We start from the raw sequence: 16,622 nt of genomic DNA, 5'->3' as shown, positions 1-16,622 counted from the left end.
TGCTGTCTCCGAGTATCCCCGTCCCGGGCGGTGCGGTGTCCGTCAAATAGGCTGGGGGCATGCGCATCGCCACCTGGAACGTCAATTCGATCCGAGCCCGCGTCGACCGGGTGGTCGACTGGATGGTGCGCGAGGACATCGACGTGCTCGCGATGCAGGAGATCAAGTGCAAGCCGGAGCAGTTCCCGGCCCATCAGTTCGAAGAGGCCGGTTACGAGCTGGCCATCCACGGCCTGAGCCAGTGGAACGGGGTCGCGTTCGCGAGCCGTCACGAACTGACGGATGTCGCCACAGCCTTTCCCGGCATGCCCGGTTTCCAGAAGGGCGAGGAAGGTCCCGGCCTGCCGCTCGAGGCGCGTGCGCTCGGCGCCACTGTCGGCGACCTGCGCCTGTGGAGCCTGTACGTGCCGAACGGGCGGTCCCTCGACGACCCGCACTACACCTACAAGCTGGACTGGCTGGCCCGGCTCGAGGAGCACGCGCGGCAGGAACTCGCCGCGAACCCGCAGCTGGCCCTGGCCCTGATGGGCGACTGGAACGTCGCCCCGTTGGACAGCGACGTGGGCGACCCCACCCTGATCCCCGGGGTCTCCACGCACATTTCGCCGCCGGAGCGCGCGGCCTTCGAGGCCTTCGAAGGCGCGGGGCTGCACGACGTGGTGCGCCCGCTGGTTCCGGAGGGCTTCACCTACTGGGACTACAAGCAGCTGCGTTTCCCGCGCAACGAGGGCCTGCGGATCGACTTCATCCTCGGCTCGCCGGCGTTCGCCGACCTGGTCACCGGGGCGAGCATCCACCGGGGCGAACGCAAGGGTGATGCGCCCAGCGACCATGTTCCCGTCGTGGTGGAGCTGGCCCTCGACGGCGAGGACGACGACCGCCCGATGATCTTCTAAGCGGGTGCCCGGCCGCCCGCAACGAGCCGGAAACGAGACGGCAACGGTAGGAGTGCACGCAGCGGCGATACTGGAACCATGTCTTCCCTGCCCCCGGGGAACGCCGCCGGAGCGCCACAAGCGCGGCCAGCGTCCTCCGTCACCGTGTCCGTCACCCGCCGGGTCGAGCCCACCCGAATCCCGGACGCCACCCACTGGGCCCAACAGGGGATGGACCTCGCCAGCAGCTTCCCCGGGTTCCTCGGCTCCGGCTGGGTGCGCGCCACCGCGGATTCGCTCAGCTGGCACATGCTCTACCGCTTCGCGAACTCCGAGCTGCTGGATGCCTGGGAGGGCTCCGAGGAGCGGGCGCACTGGCTGATCGACGGCCACGATCTCATCCTCGACGCCCGGGTGGAGAAGCGCACCGGTATCGAGGGTTGGTTCGACGCCCCTGCTTCCGACGATGACGACGTCGACGCGGCGCCATCCTTCCAGCCACCGCGGTGGAAGCAGGCCGTGAGCATCGGGCTGGGCTTCCTCCCGACGAACCTGGCCTTCACCCTGCTCGCGACCTGGCTGATCCCCGGCTGGCACGACGTGGACGTCCTGCCCAAGATCCTGGTGACGACACTCGTGATGGCCCCGACCATGACCTTCCTGGTGATGCCCTGGGTCACCCGGATGCTGCGGCCCTGGTTGATGCGACGGCCGGCGACCCGCCCGAAGCCGCCCGTTCGCTAGGCCGCCCGGGAGGATTCGTGCGCCGCCCCCTCGACCGACGGGCCCTGATTCGAGTACCTGGTCAGAAAGGCGGGTCGTCGGGGAGGTCCGACGCCGTCGACGGGGGTCCGGTGGGCAGGACGGTGGCCGGTTCGGTGACGAAGTCCCGCCCGGTCGGTGACGTCCAGGTGAGGATGCCGCCGGGCTTCTGGGCGACGGTCCACCGGGTCTGGGTCTTCAACGCATGGTTGGGTTTACAGAGGTGGGCGAGGTTGTCGTGCGCGGTCTCGCCGAGGAGAGCCCAATCATGCGAGTGGTCAAGCTCCGCACCCCGGGCCGGTTTGTTGCACCCGGGAAAGCGGCAGGTTTCATCGCGGAGGCGGAGGAACCGGCGCATCGCCTTGGGCGGTTTGTACCGGTCCCTGCCGACGGAGAGGATCACCCCGGTCTCGGGGTGGGTGAGCAGCCGGGTGAAGCTCGGCGCCTTCGACGCCAGGTCCCGCGCCGTGTCCGGGTCAATTGGCCCGTACCCCTCCAGGTACCCGGGTTCCTCGCTGTGCCCGAGGAGTGTCAGCACCGGCACCGTGACCTGCACGGTGGCTTTGACGCCGGTGCCGACGCCGGTCGGGGTGACCCCGTGGATCAACAGGTCACTGAGCACATCCGTGCGCACCTGCGTCAGCGTGCGTTCCTCGTCGGGCCCCTGGAGGCTGGCGGCGAGGTCGGTGGCCCGGTGGAAGATCGCCTGCACCAGTTCGGCCCCCGTCGTCAGAAACAGGGTCGCCATCCCGTCGTACTCGGGGGTCACCCCGCTGGTGCGGTCCGTGATCGACCTCGCCCGCCGCGCCGTGATCGTCTCCGGATGCAACCGTTCCCGCAGCAGCCGGGCCTTGTGCTTGAGCTTGGCCACCGTCAGATGCTCGGCCGAGGGCAGCAGGGCCTGTTCGAACGCGGCGAGCCCCTCCTCGGGGATCGACCAGGACTGCTGGACGATCGTCTGCGCATGCCGATAACTGATCCGCCCCTCCGCCAACGCGGCCCGGGTGGCGGGGAGGTGCTCGGCNCTCGCGACTCCACCGGGACTGCAGGCTGAGCGGAATCGACCCGGCCTGCGCGGCGCTGAACCGGCGGGCCCGGTCGACCGCCTCGGCCCGCACGGCAAAGCACCGGGCGATCGCCTTGTCGGCTGCCGCGACCGCGTCAAAGAGCAGTCCGAGCTGCTGTTGGGTGGTGCTCACCGGGGTGGCCATACGAGCACACTACGACCAGCCACCGACATTCCGAGGCGCCCAACCGGCCCTCGCACTTGGGCGTGGATAAGCTGATCAAACCCACATTGTGGAGGACAGGTCGGGGGTGATTTCGACAAGCTCAATCACCGTCGGAGGTCGAGCTTGTCGAGACCAGGTGCGGTGATTTCGACAAGCTCAATCACCGGCGGACAAGCTCAATCACCGGCGGTCGAGCTTGTCGAGACCCGGCGACGGGCTCACTCAGCGACCGGGCGCGAGCAGCGCCGCGATCAGCAGCAGGGCCGGCACCGACGCCAGGGTCGTGACCAGCACGGTGTCCCGCGTCACCGTCACGCCCCGGTCATACCGGGCGGCGAAGTTGTAGATGTTCTGCGCCGTGGGCAGCGCGGAGATGGTGACGACGCCGAACAGCTCGGCCGCGTCGAGCGCGAACACGAACCGGCCGAGCAGGAATGCGATCGACGGCACCACGACCACCTTGATCACGGCGGCGGTGGCGACCAGCCTGCGCCCGGAGCCGGCCCGCAGCAGCCGCTCCCCGGATAGCGACATCCCGAACGCGAGCAGCACCATCGGGATCGCCGCACCGCCGAGCAGCTCCAGCGGCGCCAGCACGGGAGCGGGCAGCCGCACCCCCGAGATCGAGACCAGCACCCCGGCTGCGGAGGCGATGATCATCGGGTTGCGCAACGGCTGGGTCAGGATGGCGCGCACGGACAGCCGGCCCCTCGTCGACACGTCGAGCACCGCCAGGATCACCGGGGCGAGCACGAGCAGTTGCAGCAGCAGGATCGGGGCGACGAAGCGCGCGCTCCCGAGCACGTAGATGGCCACGGGCAGCCCGATGTTGTTCGCGTTGACGTAGCTCGACGAGGCCGCGCCCAGAACAGTCTCGGCGACCGGAGTGTGGAAGAACAGCCGCGCGGTGACGAGGTAGAGCCCGGCGCCGAGCAGGACGCTGCAGAGGCTGGTCAGGAGGAACGACGAGAACAGCACCCGGGCATCCGCGTGGGACAGCACCGTGAACAACAGGGCCGGTGTCGCCACGAAGAAGGCGACCCGGTTGAGCACCCGCTGCGCGCCCGCGCCGGCCACCCCGAATCGTTCGATCAGGTAGCCGACCAGGATCACGAACCCGATGATGGCGAACCCCACCAGCACACCGCCCATGGCACAGAGCCTACGGGGTGGCGGCGGCCGAAAGTCAGCCGGGTCCTTGCGGCCGGAGAAGCGGCCCGCCTACGCTCGAGCCATGCCCCATCTCACCGTTCCAGGCGCATCGCTGTACTACGAGACCGACGGGCATGCCTCGGCGCCCGCCCTGCTGCTGCTGCACGCCGGCATCGCGAACCTCCGGATGTGGGACCCGCAGATCGCCGCGCTGGCGGCCGGCCACTTCGTCATCCGTTTCGACAGCCGCGGCTTCGGCCAGACCAGCACCGAGGATGTCGCCTTCTCCAACCGCGCCGACGCCATCGCCGTGCTCGACCACCTCGGGGTGGCCGCGGCCACCCTGGTCGGGTGCTCCCGCGGGGGCTCGATCGCCATCGACCTGGCCCTGGAACACCCCGACCGGGTGACCGGGCTGGTCACGATCGGGTCGGGCCCCAGCGGTTTCCCCGAGGTGGAACTGACCGAGGCGGAGGATGCCCTCTTCGACGAACTCGACCGCGCGTTCGACGCGAAGGACTGGCACCGCCTGGCCCGGCTCGAAGTCGCCCTCTGGGCGATCGGGCCACTCCGCACCGAAGCCGACCTCGACCCCGAGTTCCTCTCCACGGCCTACGCCCTCAACCGGGTGAACGTGGTGCACGCCGAGGAGAATCCGCTCCCCATCCCACTGGAGCCGCCGGCGAGCATCCGGGTGGTCGACATCGAGGTGCCTGCCCTGGTCACGGTCGGCGAATTCGACATCACCCCCGCGCTGGCGCAATACGAATACCTGCTGTCGACCCTGCCGCAAGCCACCGGCTGCACGTTCCGGAACACCGCCCACCTGCCCAGCGTGGAACGGCCGGCGGAGTTCGAACGGGTGCTCCTGGCCTGGCTGGCCGAGAACCGGCTGTAACCCACCCGCGGTCGGTCATCACGTGCCCCCGGTTGCGACCGTACCGCCACGAACGCACCCGTGCCGCTAGCCTGTGGGGAAGGTTCACATCCAGCGAGGGGCAACGATGTCAGGCACCGGAACACCAGGCTCGTTCGCGCAGTTCGCGGGGCGGGTGCTCTGGCCTCGGCGGCCCGCCGACCTGACCGATGTCACCCAGTGCCCCGCCTGCCAGTCCCGGCTGCGATCGTTCCGCTGCCCGTCCTGCGGACTCGACCTCTCGCACCCCGCGGCGACGGAGCTGCTGGCCGCGTCGACGGATGCTGCGGCGCTGCTCGACAGGCGCGTCGCGCTGATCGGGCGCATCCGCTTCGACCTCGAGCGGGCCCGCACCGCGCAGCTGCCGCTCCCCCGCGGCCCGGTCGCGGCCGTAGCCTGTGCCGTGGCCGTGGCCGTGGCCGAGGCCGTGGCCGTGGCTGCGCCGACGGCCGCCGCGGCGCCCGAATCCTCGACGACTCCCGCCGCGCCGCCGGTCTTCGCGCCGCCAGTCTTCGCGCCGCCGGCAGGCGCACCGCTGCCCGCTCAGCCGCTGCTTCCGCTCGGACCACAGCAGGCGCCTCCGCTCCCGCCGCGAGCCGAGCCCCACGCCGCCGGGGCACCCCGGCCGCCGAAGCGCTCGAGCGTGCAGATCCTCCTGCTGCTGGTCGGCGTCACGCTCGTGTCGGTCGCGGCGATCTTCTTCCTCACCGTGGCGTGGCTCTTCGCCGGGCTCGCGGTGCGCTCGCTGATCGTCGGCCTGGTCACGGTGGCGGCGCTCGTCACCGCGGCGGCCCTCCGCCGTCGCACTCTCGTGGCGACGGCCGAGGGCATCGGCGCCCTCGCCGTCGTGCTCGTGCTCCTCGACGCCTGGGCCCTGCGGCAGAACGACCTGTTCGGGCTGGCCGGAACGGACGCCCTGACCTACTGGGGCGTGACCCTGGTGGCCTGCACGCTCCTCTTCCTCGGCTGGCACGCCGTCTCCCGGCTCCGGGTCGCCAGCGTCGCCGGGTTCGCCGCCGCCGCACCGGGGCTGGGGCTGCTCGCCGCGGGCCTGGCGACCGGGCAGCCCGACGCCACGCGCCTCTACCTCGCGTTCCTCGGCGCGTCGATCGGCGCGCTGGTGCACCGGTTCACCCTGCCCGCACCGGGCCGGGACTCCGATGCCCCGGTCGGCGACACCCCGGTCGCCATGGCTCCGGTTGCCGAAGCCCCGAACGCCGTTCCCGCCGCCGCCCCGACTGTGCGCGGCGGCCGTTGGCCCTCGATCGACCGGGTGCCGGAGCGCGCGGCCGTGCTCACCCTGGGCGGCCTGGCCCTGGCCGGCGCCTTCCTCGCCGCCCTCTTCGTCGACCCCGCCAACGCGCTCGCGCCTGTCCTCACCCTCGGGCTGGTGGCGGCCGCCGCCCTGCTGCACACCGTCGTCGTGCTGGTCGCCCCGGCGGCCGGCGGGCCACATCGCGCGTTCGCCTACGGCGCGGCCGCGCTGGCCACCCTGGCGGTGGTGGCAATCGCTCCGGTGGCCACCTTCCGGGCCGGCGACCTCGCCGGAGCCACCGCCGGGCCGATCCTGATCGCCGTCGGCCTGGCCCTCGCCCTCGAGCTCCTGGCCCGCCGGAGCTCGGGGCCGACCCGCACCGCGGCGATCGTCGCCGCCCTGACCGCGGCATTCGCGGCAGCCAATTTCGCCGTGCTCACGGGCCTCTATGCCGCCATCCCGCTGGTCGGCGCCGTGGCCGGGGGTCTGTCCGGGGCCGGCGATCCGCTCGCGCCGCCGGTCGCGGAGAACGTCTGGGCGCTCGGCGCCCTGGCCGGGGTCGGCCTGCTGACGACGCTCGTCTGGGCGCTGGGCGGCATCCTCACGGTCAGGGCTCGTGTCATCGCCTGGTTGTTCGCCGTCGTCGCGGTGCTCGCGGTTCCGTTCCTCGGCGCGCTCTGGCTGGTCACCCTGGTCTACGTGCTCCTCGGCCTGCTGTCCCTCCTCGGTCTGCTGCTGCAGCGGTTCGGCCGGGCGTCCTTCGGCCGGTTCCGCCCGGTCGTCGTCGCCTTCCTCACCGCCACCGTGCTGTTCGGCTACCTGGTCAGCTGGAACAGCAGCGGCAGCTGGTGGGTCGGCTCGGCCGGGGCGATCGTGGCCCTGTTCACCGCTCGGCTCCTCGTCGACCGGGTGAGAGGCGGCACCACCCGCGGGGCACTGCTCGCCGGCGCGCTGCTGCTGACCCTGGTCGCCGCCGTCGCCGCGCCCTGGGCGCTGAACCTCGACGCGGCGCCGACCGGGGACGCCCGGCTGGTCGACCAGCTCCGCGGCCTCACCCTGGTGGCGGCCCTGCTCCAGCTCCTCGTGGCCGTCCCCCTCCCGCTGTTCGGGGCGACCGAACGCCGCTGGGCCTTCTGGACCCTGCTCGCCCCCACGGCGGCCGCCTTCGCGCTGCCGCTTTCCGCCATCGCGGAAGGTCTCACGCCCGCCGAGCATGCCACGCTCCTGCAGGGCGAACCGGCCGCGGGCATCGCGCACGCGGCGATCCTGCTCGCGGTGCCGCTGGTCTGGGTGCTGGCGCCCCGCAACCGTGAGCTGCACCGCGAGCGCCTGACCGCCGCCGTGGCGCTTGCCTCGGTGCTCCTGCTGCTGGGGTGGAGCGTGATCCGGGCGACGGATGCCCCGGCCGCCGTGGCCACCATCGCCCTTCCCGCCGCGGCCTCCGCGCTGCTCGTCTTCGCCCTCGCCCTGTTCCTCGGCACCCACGGCGGGCCCACAGCCGGGGCCACCGCCACAGCCGGGGGCGCGGACCGCGACCGGCTCGCCGTCGAGGCCGGCGCAACGCTGGTGCTCGTGCCTGCCACTGGCTGGGCCGTCACCGCCGACCCGGACCTCGGCTGGCTGGTGCTGCTCGTGGCCGGCGTCGGGGCCCTGGTCGCGGCGATCGCGGCCGACGGCCTCTTCGCCTCCCGCTCGCCGCGCCGCCACCTGGGCTGGCTGGCCATGGTCCTCGGCATCGCCGGGCTCTGGCGGGGGCTCTCCGCCGCCGGCACGGCCGCTCTCGAACCCTTCGTGCTCCCCGTCGCCGGACTGTTGCTCGTCGTGGCCGTGCTGGTGCGCCGGTTCGGCCGGGTCGACCGGGCCGCCGCCGCCAGCCCGGTCGCCGCCCTGCTCACCCTGGCCGGGCTGCTCGTGGCCGTGCTGCCGCTCGCCGTGGCCGGCCAGACCGGCCCGGTCGCCCGCCCGGTCGTGGTCATGCTGGTCTGCGCCCTGCTGCTCCTGGCCGTCACCGGCATCCGCTGGTCGCCGGCCCGGTCGGCCTACCTGGCGGCAGCCGGCACCGCGGGGGCGGCCGGCCTGGTCGTCGCCGTCGTGGCCCGGGCGGTCACCGTGCTGAACGAACCCGGGCCGCCGGACGGCCGCCTCGAACTGTGGCTGCTGCCGCTGGCCGTCTTGGCGGCGGCCGCCTTCCTGCTGCCTCGCCACCCGGATACCCGCACCCGGTCCGCGCGCCGGCTCGCCGGCATGCTGTTGCTGGCCGGCGTTCTCACGATCGTGAGCCTCGCCGAGATCGCCGGCTTCGACGGCGCGGGGGGCCAGGCCGAAGGCTGGGTCGGCACCCTGCGCGGAACCGCGCTCGTGCTCGGGCTGGGCGCGCTTCACCTGCTCGCCCTCACCAGGGACGGCAGCCGGGGGCCGTTGCGCGCGGAAACCGGCTGGCTGGCCGTGGCCCTGGGTGTGCTCGTGGCGTTCGCCGCGATCGTGACCGGAGCGGTGGACCCGCTCGAACTCGTCACCGTGCCGCTCGGCCTCGTCGTCGCCCTGGGGCAGCTGCTTCCCCGGCTCCGCGTCGGCGGCGTCGCGTTCGACGCCCTGGCCACCCGCCGGTTCGGGGCCGGCCTCGCGATCGGGCTGCTGCCCAGTGCGTTCACCGGCGGCGACGCCGTGCTGCGGCCGATCCTCGCGCTCGCGGTCGGCGGCGCGCTGGCCGTCGGTGCGGCCGTCCTGACCCCGCACCCGCGGTGGAGGGCGCCCGCCGGGCTCGCCCTCGTGCTCAGCCTGGTGGGAGTCGTCTCGGCCGCGGGCGGGCGCATCGTGAGGCTCCTCGCCGAGGTGCCGGCCGGCCCGGATGCCCGGCTCGAGGCCTGGCTGTTCCCGGCAGCGCTCGCTCTCGTGGTCGCCGGCACCATCCTCGTCACCGGAGCTCACGGCCCCGCTGCCCTCACCCTGCCTGTCGGCGCGATCCCGGCCGGCGCCGGCCGGCCGACGGATGCCGCGGCACTCCGCCGCGGCTACGCACTGGTCATCCTGGCGACCGCGCTCGTGCTCGCCGCAGAGCTGCCCGCCCTCGACTTCGCGCCCCTGGCCACGATCCGGGTGATCCTGCTCGTCTGGACCTTCTCCTCCCTGCACCTGGCCGCGTTCTGGCTCGACGAGAGCCCTCTCGGCCGCGGTGTCAGCTGGGTGTTCATCGCGGCCGGGGCGGTCGCCGTGCTGGCCGGCTTCGCACACGCGGCCCCCGACACGATCGAGATCGTCAGCGTTCCGCTCGCCGTCGCGCTGCTGACCACGGGCTGGTTGCACCTCGAGGCGACGCCGGCCGCGCGCAGCTGGCCCTGGTTCGCGCCCGGCCTGCTCGTGCTCCTCGTGCCGTCACTGCTGCTCGACGTGACCGAGAGCCCGCTCTGGCGGGTGGTCGGCCTCGGCGTCGTCGCCACCGTCGTGATCGTGGTCGGCGCGGTGCGCCGCCTGCAGGCGCCCTTCGTGATCGGCGCCGTCGTGCTGCTCGTGCACGCGATCGCCCAGCTCTGGCCGTGGATCTCGCTGGCCTACGGCGCCGTGCCGTGGTGGCTGTGGCTCGGGATCGGCGGCGCCGTGCTGATCGTGCTCGCCGCCCGCTACGAGCAGCGGATCGGCAACCTCAAGGCGATCGCCCTGGGCATCTCCGCGCTGCGCTGAGGAAGACCCGATCAGGACTGCGCGGAGTGGCTGATCGTCAGCTGCACGGGGTTCGTGTTGATGAGGGCCTTGGAGAGGTAGAACGGGTGTCCCTCGCGTTCGAGGGTCTGGGTGAGGATGAGCACGGGGCTGTTCGCGGGCAGCCCGAGCAGCTTGCCCCTGGTCGCCCCGGGAACGCCGATCGTGATGTCGGTCTCGCCGGGCCCGAAGGTCGGCCCGAGCACCGCGATGAGGGCGGAGAGCACGCTGCGGGCATCCGCCTGGTCGTCGGCGACGGCGGCGACGGCGGCCGGGCCGAGCCGGTCCAGGCCCTCGGCCGGCACGTGTTCCTGCAGCAGGGCGATCGGCGCGCCGTCGCGGGAGATGACGCTCTCGATGAACCAGGACGGTTCGCCGGGCAGGATCCCGATCGCGTCGGCGGTGAACGCCGGCGACGAGGGCTGCAGTGCGTTCTGGGTGCGTCGCACCTGCACCGGCTGGCCCGTCTCGCCGAGCAGGTCCTCGATCGGGCGGATCTTCTGCAACCCGAGGTGCGGCAGCCGGTCGGCGACGAATCGGCCGATTCCCCGGCGGCTGCGCACGAAACGGTCCTCCTCGAGGAGCATCAGCGCCTCGCGCACGACCGTGCGGCTGACCCCCATCGCGGCGCCGAGTTCGGTCTCCGAGGGCAGGAGGGAGGCGATCGGCAGTGAGCCGTCGCGGATGGCCTCGGTGATCCGCGAGTACACGGCCACGCGCAGCGGAATCCCGCCGGTGCTCTCGAGCGGCCCGGCCAGGGCCGCCTCGGTGCGTCGATCCATTCGTCTCCCCCGGTTGCGACCGAGTATACCGGGCGGAACTGGTGCACGTGTATAACATGCATGTAGACTGAGCGTATCGACCTTGTGGTTGCTCCAACGAAGGAGTTCGTTCATGCTCGTGCTTGCCCCCGAACTGATCCCGGCACCCGTCCGGGACCGGGCTCCCCGCTCCGCCGGGGTGCTGATCGGCACACTGGTGCTGGCCATCCTCACCTTCCAGCTGAACGCGACCCTCCTCTCCGCCGCCCTGCCCGCGATCGGCGTGCAGCTGGGCGAGAGCATGCGGGACGTCGCCCGGGTGCAGTCGACCTTCTTCCTCGCCGGCGCCGTGTTCGGCATGGTGTTCTCCCGCTGGAGCGACTTCATCGGCCGCAGGCGCAGCCTGGTGATCGTGCTCACGCTGCTCCTGGTCGGCACCGTCGTCTGCGTGCTCGCCCCCAGCCTCGCGATGCTGCTCGTGGGCCGGGTTCTGCAGGGTGCGGCCAGTGCCACCTTCACGATCTCCTTCCTGCTGCTCTCCGAGCGGCTGGACTCCCGCCTGTTCGGGATCGCGGTCGGCATCATCACCTCGGTCAACGGCGGCCTGTTCGGCGTCGACGGGCTCCTCGGCGGCCTGGTGACCGACACCATCGGCTGGCGGTTCCTGTTCGTGATCACCCTCGTTCTCGGGCTGATCGCGATCGTCTGCGTCGCCCGGTTCGTGCCGCAGGATGAGCCGGGGACCCAGGCCGGGTCGATGGACTGGTGGGGCGCCGGCATCCTCTCCCTCTTCCTGGTCTCGGTCACCAGCCTGATCTCGCAGGTCTCCTCCGCCGGCTGGTCGGACCCACTGACGATCGCCTGCCTCGGTGGAACCCTCGTCACCGCCGTCGCCTTCGTCCTGGTCGAGAACCGGATCATCCGGCCCCTGATCCCGATCCGCGCCCTGCGCTCCCGGCAGGTCTGGCCGCTTCTGGTCAGCACGGTCCTGACCATGGCGGGAGCGTACTCGGCGCTCAACTTCACGGTCATCATGCTCAGCCAGGACCAGCAGGTCGGTTACGGCCTGAACGCGTCGATGTCCGCGCTGCTCTACCTCTCCCCGACCGCCTTGTTCGGCGTGACCGCGGCGATCTTCTCCGGTTGGGTTGCCGTGCGGATCGGCTGGATCACCTCCCTCCGGCTGAGCAGCGGCCTGATCGCGCTGGTCGCCGTGGCTCTGGCCGTGTTCGCCCTCGACCGCTGGGCCGTCTTCGGCCTGCTCATCGTGATGGGGATCTGCTACCTCGGCCTGTTCCAGAGCGCCGTCAACGGGGTGTCCGTGCTCAACTCCCCGCCCGAGGCCCGCGGGGCCCTGCCCGGTCTCAACGGCGCCTGCTTCGGGATCGGGATCGGCACCGGCATCGCCCTGGTCGCGCCCGCCGTGGCGACGGCATCCGCCGCCGGTTACCAGAGCGCGCTCTGGATCTCCGCCCTGCTGTGCACGGGGTCCTTCCTCGCCTCCCTCGTCCTGCGCGCCGCCGTGAAGACCGGCGCCTGACCCCCTCGAACCCGTCGACCCCGAAATGGATGGTTCACCGATGAACACCCACCCCACCCCGCTCACCCCGATCTACCTCGACTGCGACACCGGGGTCGGCGACGCGCTGGCGATCGCCTACCTGCTCGCGACGCCCGGCATTCGCCTGGCCGGGATCGGCACCGTGGCCGGCGCCCTGAATGCGGCCGTCGCCGCCGCCAACACCCTGAACCTGCTCGCCACGGCCGGCCGCGACGACATCCCCGTCGCCGTCGGCGGGTACGATCCCGTGGACGGGCCGCGGCCGGGGACCCCCGGGCACGGCCGGACCGGACAGGGCCGGAACGGGATCGGGGACGTGCTGCTCCCCCGCTCGCGCCGGCATCCCGTGGACGAGAGCGCCACGGAACTCCTGATCCGGCTCGCGCACGAGCACCCGGGCAGGCTCGAGATCATCGCCACCGGGCCGCTGACCAACCTCGCGGAGGCGCTCTACCTCGACCCCGAACTGCCGCGCCTGGTGCGCCGCGTGACGGTCATGGGCGGCGCCGTCTTCGCACCGGGCAACGCCGGCAAGTTCGCCGAGGCCAACGTCGCCGCCAACCCCGAGGCGGCCGCGGACGTGTTCGCGGCCAGTTGGCCGGTGACCCTGGTGCCGCTCGACGTGGCCCTCGCCCACTCCTTCGACGAGACCCACCGGCGTGCGCTGGCCGCCGCGGAGGGCCTCACCCAGCAGGCGCTGGCGCAGATGCTCGGCACCTGCTTCACCTATTACGAGAAGCACTTCAGCACCCGGCGGATGTCCCCGCACGACTGCCTGGCCGCGGCGTTCGCCACCGGTGACCTCGACCCAGAGCGGATGCCCACCCTCCGCATCGGCGTCGACACGACCGCCGGCCCGCGTCGCGGCCAGACCTACTTCGCCAAGGTCGACGGCCCGGTCAGCGCCGACGTGCGCAACGGGCAGAACCCGCACGAAGCCCGGGTGCTGCTGTCCCTACGCCGGGATGCCGCGCCGCGCCTGCTCGAGCGGATCCTCGCCCTCGCGCCGGCGCGGGCCACGACTCCGGCACGGTCCACCGCAGCGGTGCCCATGCCGGAACCCGCCTATGCCGCCGGCCTGTCCGAATCGGTGGCCGCCTGAGCGGGGCTGCGGGAGCTGCCGCACCGCGTCGGACCGCGTCGCCCCGGACCGCTCAGCCGAGGGCGTAACGCACGCCGGTGAGGCGTTCGCTCTCCTCCCAGAGACGCCGGGCATCCGCGCCGTTCTTCGCCGCCGCCGACCGGTCGACGAGGCGCGGGTGGCCGCGCTGCTCGCCGCGCCCGTCCGGCCCGACCAACGAATCGCCGGCCAGCCCGGGGGCCGTCGCGGCATAGAGGGAGGGCAGCGCGCCCATCTCGGCCGGCTGGGCCAGGAATCGGTTGGCGAGGGCGGACACGCCCCGCTGGAACGCGCTGCCCCGCATCGAGGGTCCCACCGCCTGCAGGTTGGTGTCGGCGTAACCGGGGTGCGCGGCGAGCACGAGGAGCGGCAGGCCGGCCACCGCGGCCCGGCGTGCCAGCTCCTTCGTGAAGAGCAGATTGGCCAGCTTGCTCTGGCCGTAGGCGGCCCAGCCGCTGTAGCTCGCCTCCCCCATCAGGTCGTCGAAGTTCATCCGGCCGCGGCGGTGCAGGGTCGAGGAGACCGTCACCACCCGGGCGGCCGGGCGGCGTAGCAGGGAGCCCAGCAGCAGCCCGGTGAGCGCGAAGTGGCCGAGGTGGTTGGTGCCGAGTTGCAGCTCGAAACCGTCCGCGGTGAGCCGCCGCGGCACGTTCATCACGCCGGCGTTGTTGACCAGCAGGTCGAGCCCGTCGACGTGTTCGTCGGCCCATGCGCCGGCGAAGGCGCGAATCGAGGCCAGGCTCGACAGGTCGAGCGTGCGCACCTGCACCCAGGCATCCGGTGCGGCGGCCCGGATGCGGGCGGCCGCTTCCTCGCCCCGGTCCGGGTCGCGCGCGGCCAGGGTGACGGATGCGCCGTGCCGGGCCAGTTCCGACGCCGTCACGAAGCCGAGCCCCGAGTTCGCGCCCGTGACGATGGCCGTGCGGCCGGCCAGATCGGGAATGTCGGCGGCGGTCCAGCCGGAACGGGGCGGTGTGCTTCGGGCCATGGTTTCGTCCTCACTCGCGCTCCGACGGCGCAATAAGAGCACTGTAAACGATTGCGCCCCGGGCTGACCCCCGCACCGAGCGAAAGGCCCGGCCTGACCCCCGAAATGGGAGGGCGCTCCTTTCGTCGATGAGCGGGGAAAGGCATAGCGTTGAGGGGAGGGGTTACAGGATGTCCGTCACGGAGCACGCGCAGCACGCGGACTCACGCCCGCCCGAAGTCCCGCAGGGCACACCGCCCACGGCCCGGCCGGAGCACCCGGGGAACGCGTACACCGGCTTCTACCTGTCCGTGACGGTCAAGTTCCTGCTCTCCACCCTCTTCGCAGTCTCCTGGGCTGGCGCGGCGGTGTGGATCTCCCAGCCCTGGATCGCCGATCTCTCCCACAGCGTCGGCGAGCCGGCCGCCTGGGTCATGGTCACCCTCGTCGCCTACCTGCCCGGCTTCGTGGTGGCGTTGATGACCATGTCGCTGCTCCTCGACCGCCAGCCGCCGTTGCGGATCAGCAACCCGGTGTCCCCGGTCACGATCATCGTCGCGGCCCGCAACGAGCAGGCCGGCATCGCCGGCACGATCCGGTGCATCGGCGAGAGCGACTACGCCGGCGCGGTCACCGTGATCCTCGCCGACAACGGCTCGGAGGACGCGACGGCCGCCGTCGCCGCCCGGACCGCCGCCACCTCGGGCATGACCCTGCAGGTGATCCCCGAGCCGAGCCCGGGCAAGTCGCACGCCCTCAACACCGCGCTCGAGCAGGTCACGACGCCCTACGTCATCACCGTCGACGCCGACACCCTGCTGCACCGCGAGGCCCTGCGCCGCCTGATCTCCCGGCTCGAGTCCGCCCCGGCCGACACGGTCGCCGTGGCCGGCACCGTGCTCGTGCGCAATTCCCGGGTCAACCTGCTCACCCGCATGCAGGAGTGGGACTACTACCTCGGCATCGCCGCCGTGAAGCGCATGCAGGGCCTCTACCAGGCCACCCTCGTGGCCCAGGGCGCGTTCTCGGTCTACCGCACCGATGACGTGAAGGCGATCGGCGGCTGGCCCGACGCGATCGGCGAGGACATCGTCGTCACCTGGAAGCTGCTGCAGCAGGGCGGACGAGTCCTGTTCGAGCCCACCGCCGTGGCGTTCACGGATGCCCCGGCGACCGTCCCGCACTTCCTGCGGCAGCGGGCGCGCTGGGCCCGCGGCATGTTCGAGGGGCTGCACGCGGTGCCGCCGTGGCGGCAGAAGCGCCGGCTGGCCGGCCTGATCAGCGGGATCGACTACCTCATCCCGTTGCTCGACGTCGGCTACGCCCTGATCTGGCTGCCGGGCCTGGTCCTGTTCCTCTTCGGGGTCCCCGCGATCGTCTCGGCCTGGGCGCTGACCGTGCTCCCGGTCACCCTGCTCATCTACGGCGGGCTCCGCCGGCACCAGCGGCGCTCGGTGTTCGGCCCGCTGGACCTGCACGTGCGGCGCAACGCGGTCGGCTACCTGGCCTTCCTGCTCGGCTACCAGGTGCTCTGCTCGTTCGCGTCGCTGGCCGGCTACACGCAGTACCTGGCGGGTTCCGCGCGCCGCTGGAAGTAGCCGGCCCGGCCTGGTTCCCCTCCCGGCCTGTTCCCTGACTCAGCCGGCGGTCAGCTCGTAGCGGTGCCGCACGTGGTTGCGGTCGGCGCTGGCCTGCCAGAACTCGATCTCGACCGGGCGCAGGGCGTAGAGCTGCCAGGCCGGGTTGGCGCCGCCGTCCGCCGCCGGGCGCTCGGCCCAGTCGAGGGCGGATGCCTCCGCCGAGAGCTCGGAGACCGGTCCGAGCACGCGCACCTGCCGGCCGAGGCGCGACCAGTAGAAGTTCATCGCGGCCTGCGGGTTCTCGCCGAGTTCGCGACCCTTGCGCGAGGTGCGCGCCGACGCGAACTGCCAGCCCCGGGCATCCAGGTTCTTGAGGATCAGCATCCGGGACGAGGGCATGCCCGCCGCGCCGACCGTGGCGAGGCTGAACGCGTGCGGCTGCGGAACGCCCGCGGCGAGTGCGTCCTCGAACCACTCCTTGAACAACACCGTCGGGTCGTCCGGCGCGGTGGCCGGGTCGAACACGGGCAGGTCGCTCGGGAAATCCGGCAGGGCGCGCAGCCGGCGGCGGAAGGCTTCAGTCATCCGGCGAGCCTACTCCGGGCACCCCTGTCGCGGCTCAGGTTGGGGAGGCGGGCGCAGGGTCCAGAGCCTGTTGCTTTATGGGGCTGCCCACCGGCAGGGCGTGTCGTTCCTGGGCGTGTTTGAGGGGTCTGAGAAAATGGTTCATGGCCCTTCATTACCG

At 72.4% G+C, this 16,622-nt stretch carries 12 protein-coding genes; 7 read left to right on the top strand and 5 right to left on the bottom strand.

All coding sequences use genetic code 11. From position 1 onward, the window contains the following. Positions 1–59 precede the first annotated feature (59 nt). Together E3O32_RS12505 and E3O32_RS12500 are read left to right on the top strand one after the other, a co-directional pair. Positions 60–896 (top strand): exodeoxyribonuclease III, encoded by an 837-nt coding sequence (locus E3O32_RS12505; RefSeq protein WP_134509998.1) that lies wholly within the window; start codon positions 60–62, stop codon positions 894–896. A gap of 78 nt (positions 897–974) precedes the next feature. After that, positions 975–1,619: a putative antibiotic biosynthesis monooxygenase gene (locus E3O32_RS12500; protein ID WP_134509996.1), complete on the top strand. Its 645-nt coding sequence runs from the start codon at positions 975–977 to the stop codon at positions 1,617–1,619. 61 nt (positions 1,620–1,680) lie between these two features. Here E3O32_RS12500 and E3O32_RS12495 read toward each other — a convergent pair whose 3' ends face one another. Both E3O32_RS12495 and E3O32_RS12490 read right to left on the bottom strand, forming a co-directional pair. Continuing rightward, positions 1,681–2,760 carry an HNH endonuclease signature motif containing protein gene (locus E3O32_RS12495; protein ID WP_255455517.1) on the bottom strand — a complete coding sequence of 360 codons (1,080 nt, stop codon included), beginning with the start codon at positions 2,758–2,760 and terminating at the stop codon, positions 1,681–1,683. 331 nt (positions 2,761–3,091) lie between these two features. Continuing rightward, positions 3,092–4,021: an AEC family transporter gene (locus E3O32_RS12490; RefSeq protein ID WP_134509992.1), complete on the bottom strand. Its 930-nt coding sequence runs from the start codon at positions 4,019–4,021 to the stop codon at positions 3,092–3,094. Between the two features lie 82 nt (positions 4,022–4,103). On the opposite strand from E3O32_RS12490, the gene E3O32_RS12485 reads away from it, so the two are divergent. Together E3O32_RS12485 and E3O32_RS12480 are read left to right on the top strand one after the other, a co-directional pair. Beyond that, positions 4,104–4,919, top strand: a complete 816-nt coding sequence (locus E3O32_RS12485) for an alpha/beta fold hydrolase (RefSeq protein ID WP_166790847.1) — start codon at positions 4,104–4,106, stop codon at positions 4,917–4,919. 106 nt (positions 4,920–5,025) lie between these two features. Then, complete coding sequence (locus E3O32_RS12480) at positions 5,026–9,870, top strand: SCO7613 C-terminal domain-containing membrane protein (protein WP_134509988.1); 4,845 nt, start codon at positions 5,026–5,028, stop codon at positions 9,868–9,870. Positions 9,871–9,881: 11 nt separating this feature from the next. Here E3O32_RS12480 and E3O32_RS12475 read toward each other — a convergent pair whose 3' ends face one another. Further along, on the bottom strand, positions 9,882–10,670 hold the full coding sequence (locus tag E3O32_RS12475; RefSeq protein WP_134509986.1) for a GntR family transcriptional regulator: 789 nt from the start codon (positions 10,668–10,670) through the stop codon (positions 9,882–9,884). Between the two features lie 112 nt (positions 10,671–10,782). Between E3O32_RS12475 and E3O32_RS12470 the strand changes: the two genes are divergently transcribed. Continuing rightward, positions 10,783–12,189 carry an MFS transporter gene (locus E3O32_RS12470; protein WP_134509984.1) on the top strand — a complete coding sequence of 469 codons (1,407 nt, stop codon included), beginning with the start codon at positions 10,783–10,785 and terminating at the stop codon, positions 12,187–12,189. 40 nt (positions 12,190–12,229) lie between these two features. Further along, the gene (locus E3O32_RS12465) at positions 12,230–13,312 is read left to right on the top strand and encodes a nucleoside hydrolase (protein ID WP_134509982.1); all 1,083 of its coding nucleotides are present in this window, start codon (positions 12,230–12,232) and stop codon (positions 13,310–13,312) included. Between the two features lie 52 nt (positions 13,313–13,364). Here E3O32_RS12465 and E3O32_RS12460 read toward each other — a convergent pair whose 3' ends face one another. Beyond that, on the bottom strand, positions 13,365–14,318 hold the full coding sequence (locus E3O32_RS12460) for an oxidoreductase (protein WP_134509980.1): 954 nt from the start codon (positions 14,316–14,318) through the stop codon (positions 13,365–13,367). 170 nt (positions 14,319–14,488) lie between these two features. Here E3O32_RS12460 and E3O32_RS12455 point away from each other — a divergent pair, with 170 nt between their 5' ends. Then, positions 14,489–15,895, top strand: coding sequence for a glycosyltransferase family 2 protein (locus E3O32_RS12455; protein ID WP_134509978.1), 1,407 nt, complete (start codon positions 14,489–14,491; stop codon positions 15,893–15,895). A gap of 39 nt (positions 15,896–15,934) precedes the next feature. Here E3O32_RS12455 and E3O32_RS12450 read toward each other — a convergent pair whose 3' ends face one another. Further along, the gene (locus tag E3O32_RS12450; protein ID WP_134509976.1) at positions 15,935–16,462 is read right to left on the bottom strand and encodes a pyridoxine/pyridoxamine 5'-phosphate oxidase; all 528 of its coding nucleotides are present in this window, start codon (positions 16,460–16,462) and stop codon (positions 15,935–15,937) included. Positions 16,463–16,622 lie beyond the last annotated feature (160 nt).

The organism is Cryobacterium mannosilyticum (assembly GCF_004402705.1).
Classification (GTDB): domain Bacteria; phylum Actinomycetota; class Actinomycetes; order Actinomycetales; family Microbacteriaceae; genus Cryobacterium; species Cryobacterium mannosilyticum.
This window is presented reverse-complemented; position numbering and strand designations above follow the sequence as displayed.

Bases quoted from the DNA above. Each gene is read 5' to 3' on its own strand.
- E3O32_RS12465 (WP_134509982.1), top strand. From the start codon at position 12,230: ATGAACACCCACCCCACCCCGCTCACCCCGATCTACCTCGACTGCGAC.
- E3O32_RS12500 (WP_134509996.1), top strand. From the start codon at position 975: ATGTCTTCCCTGCCCCCGGGGAACGCCGCCGGAGCGCCACAAGCGCGG.
- E3O32_RS12455 (WP_134509978.1), top strand. From the start codon at position 14,489: ATGTCCGTCACGGAGCACGCGCAGCACGCGGACTCACGCCCGCCCGAA.
- E3O32_RS12450 (WP_134509976.1), bottom strand. From the start codon at position 16,462: ATGACTGAAGCCTTCCGCCGCCGGCTGCGCGCCCTGCCGGATTTCCCG.
- E3O32_RS12485 (WP_166790847.1), top strand. From the start codon at position 4,104: ATGCCCCATCTCACCGTTCCAGGCGCATCGCTGTACTACGAGACCGAC.
- E3O32_RS12505 (WP_134509998.1), top strand. From the start codon at position 60: ATGCGCATCGCCACCTGGAACGTCAATTCGATCCGAGCCCGCGTCGAC.
- E3O32_RS12470 (WP_134509984.1), top strand. From the start codon at position 10,783: ATGCTCGTGCTTGCCCCCGAACTGATCCCGGCACCCGTCCGGGACCGG.
- E3O32_RS12480 (WP_134509988.1), top strand. From the start codon at position 5,026: ATGTCAGGCACCGGAACACCAGGCTCGTTCGCGCAGTTCGCGGGGCGG.
- E3O32_RS12490 (WP_134509992.1), bottom strand. From the start codon at position 4,021: ATGGGCGGTGTGCTGGTGGGGTTCGCCATCATCGGGTTCGTGATCCTG.
- E3O32_RS12475 (WP_134509986.1), bottom strand. From the start codon at position 10,670: ATGGATCGACGCACCGAGGCGGCCCTGGCCGGGCCGCTCGAGAGCACC.
- E3O32_RS12460 (WP_134509980.1), bottom strand. From the start codon at position 14,318: ATGGCCCGAAGCACACCGCCCCGTTCCGGCTGGACCGCCGCCGACATT.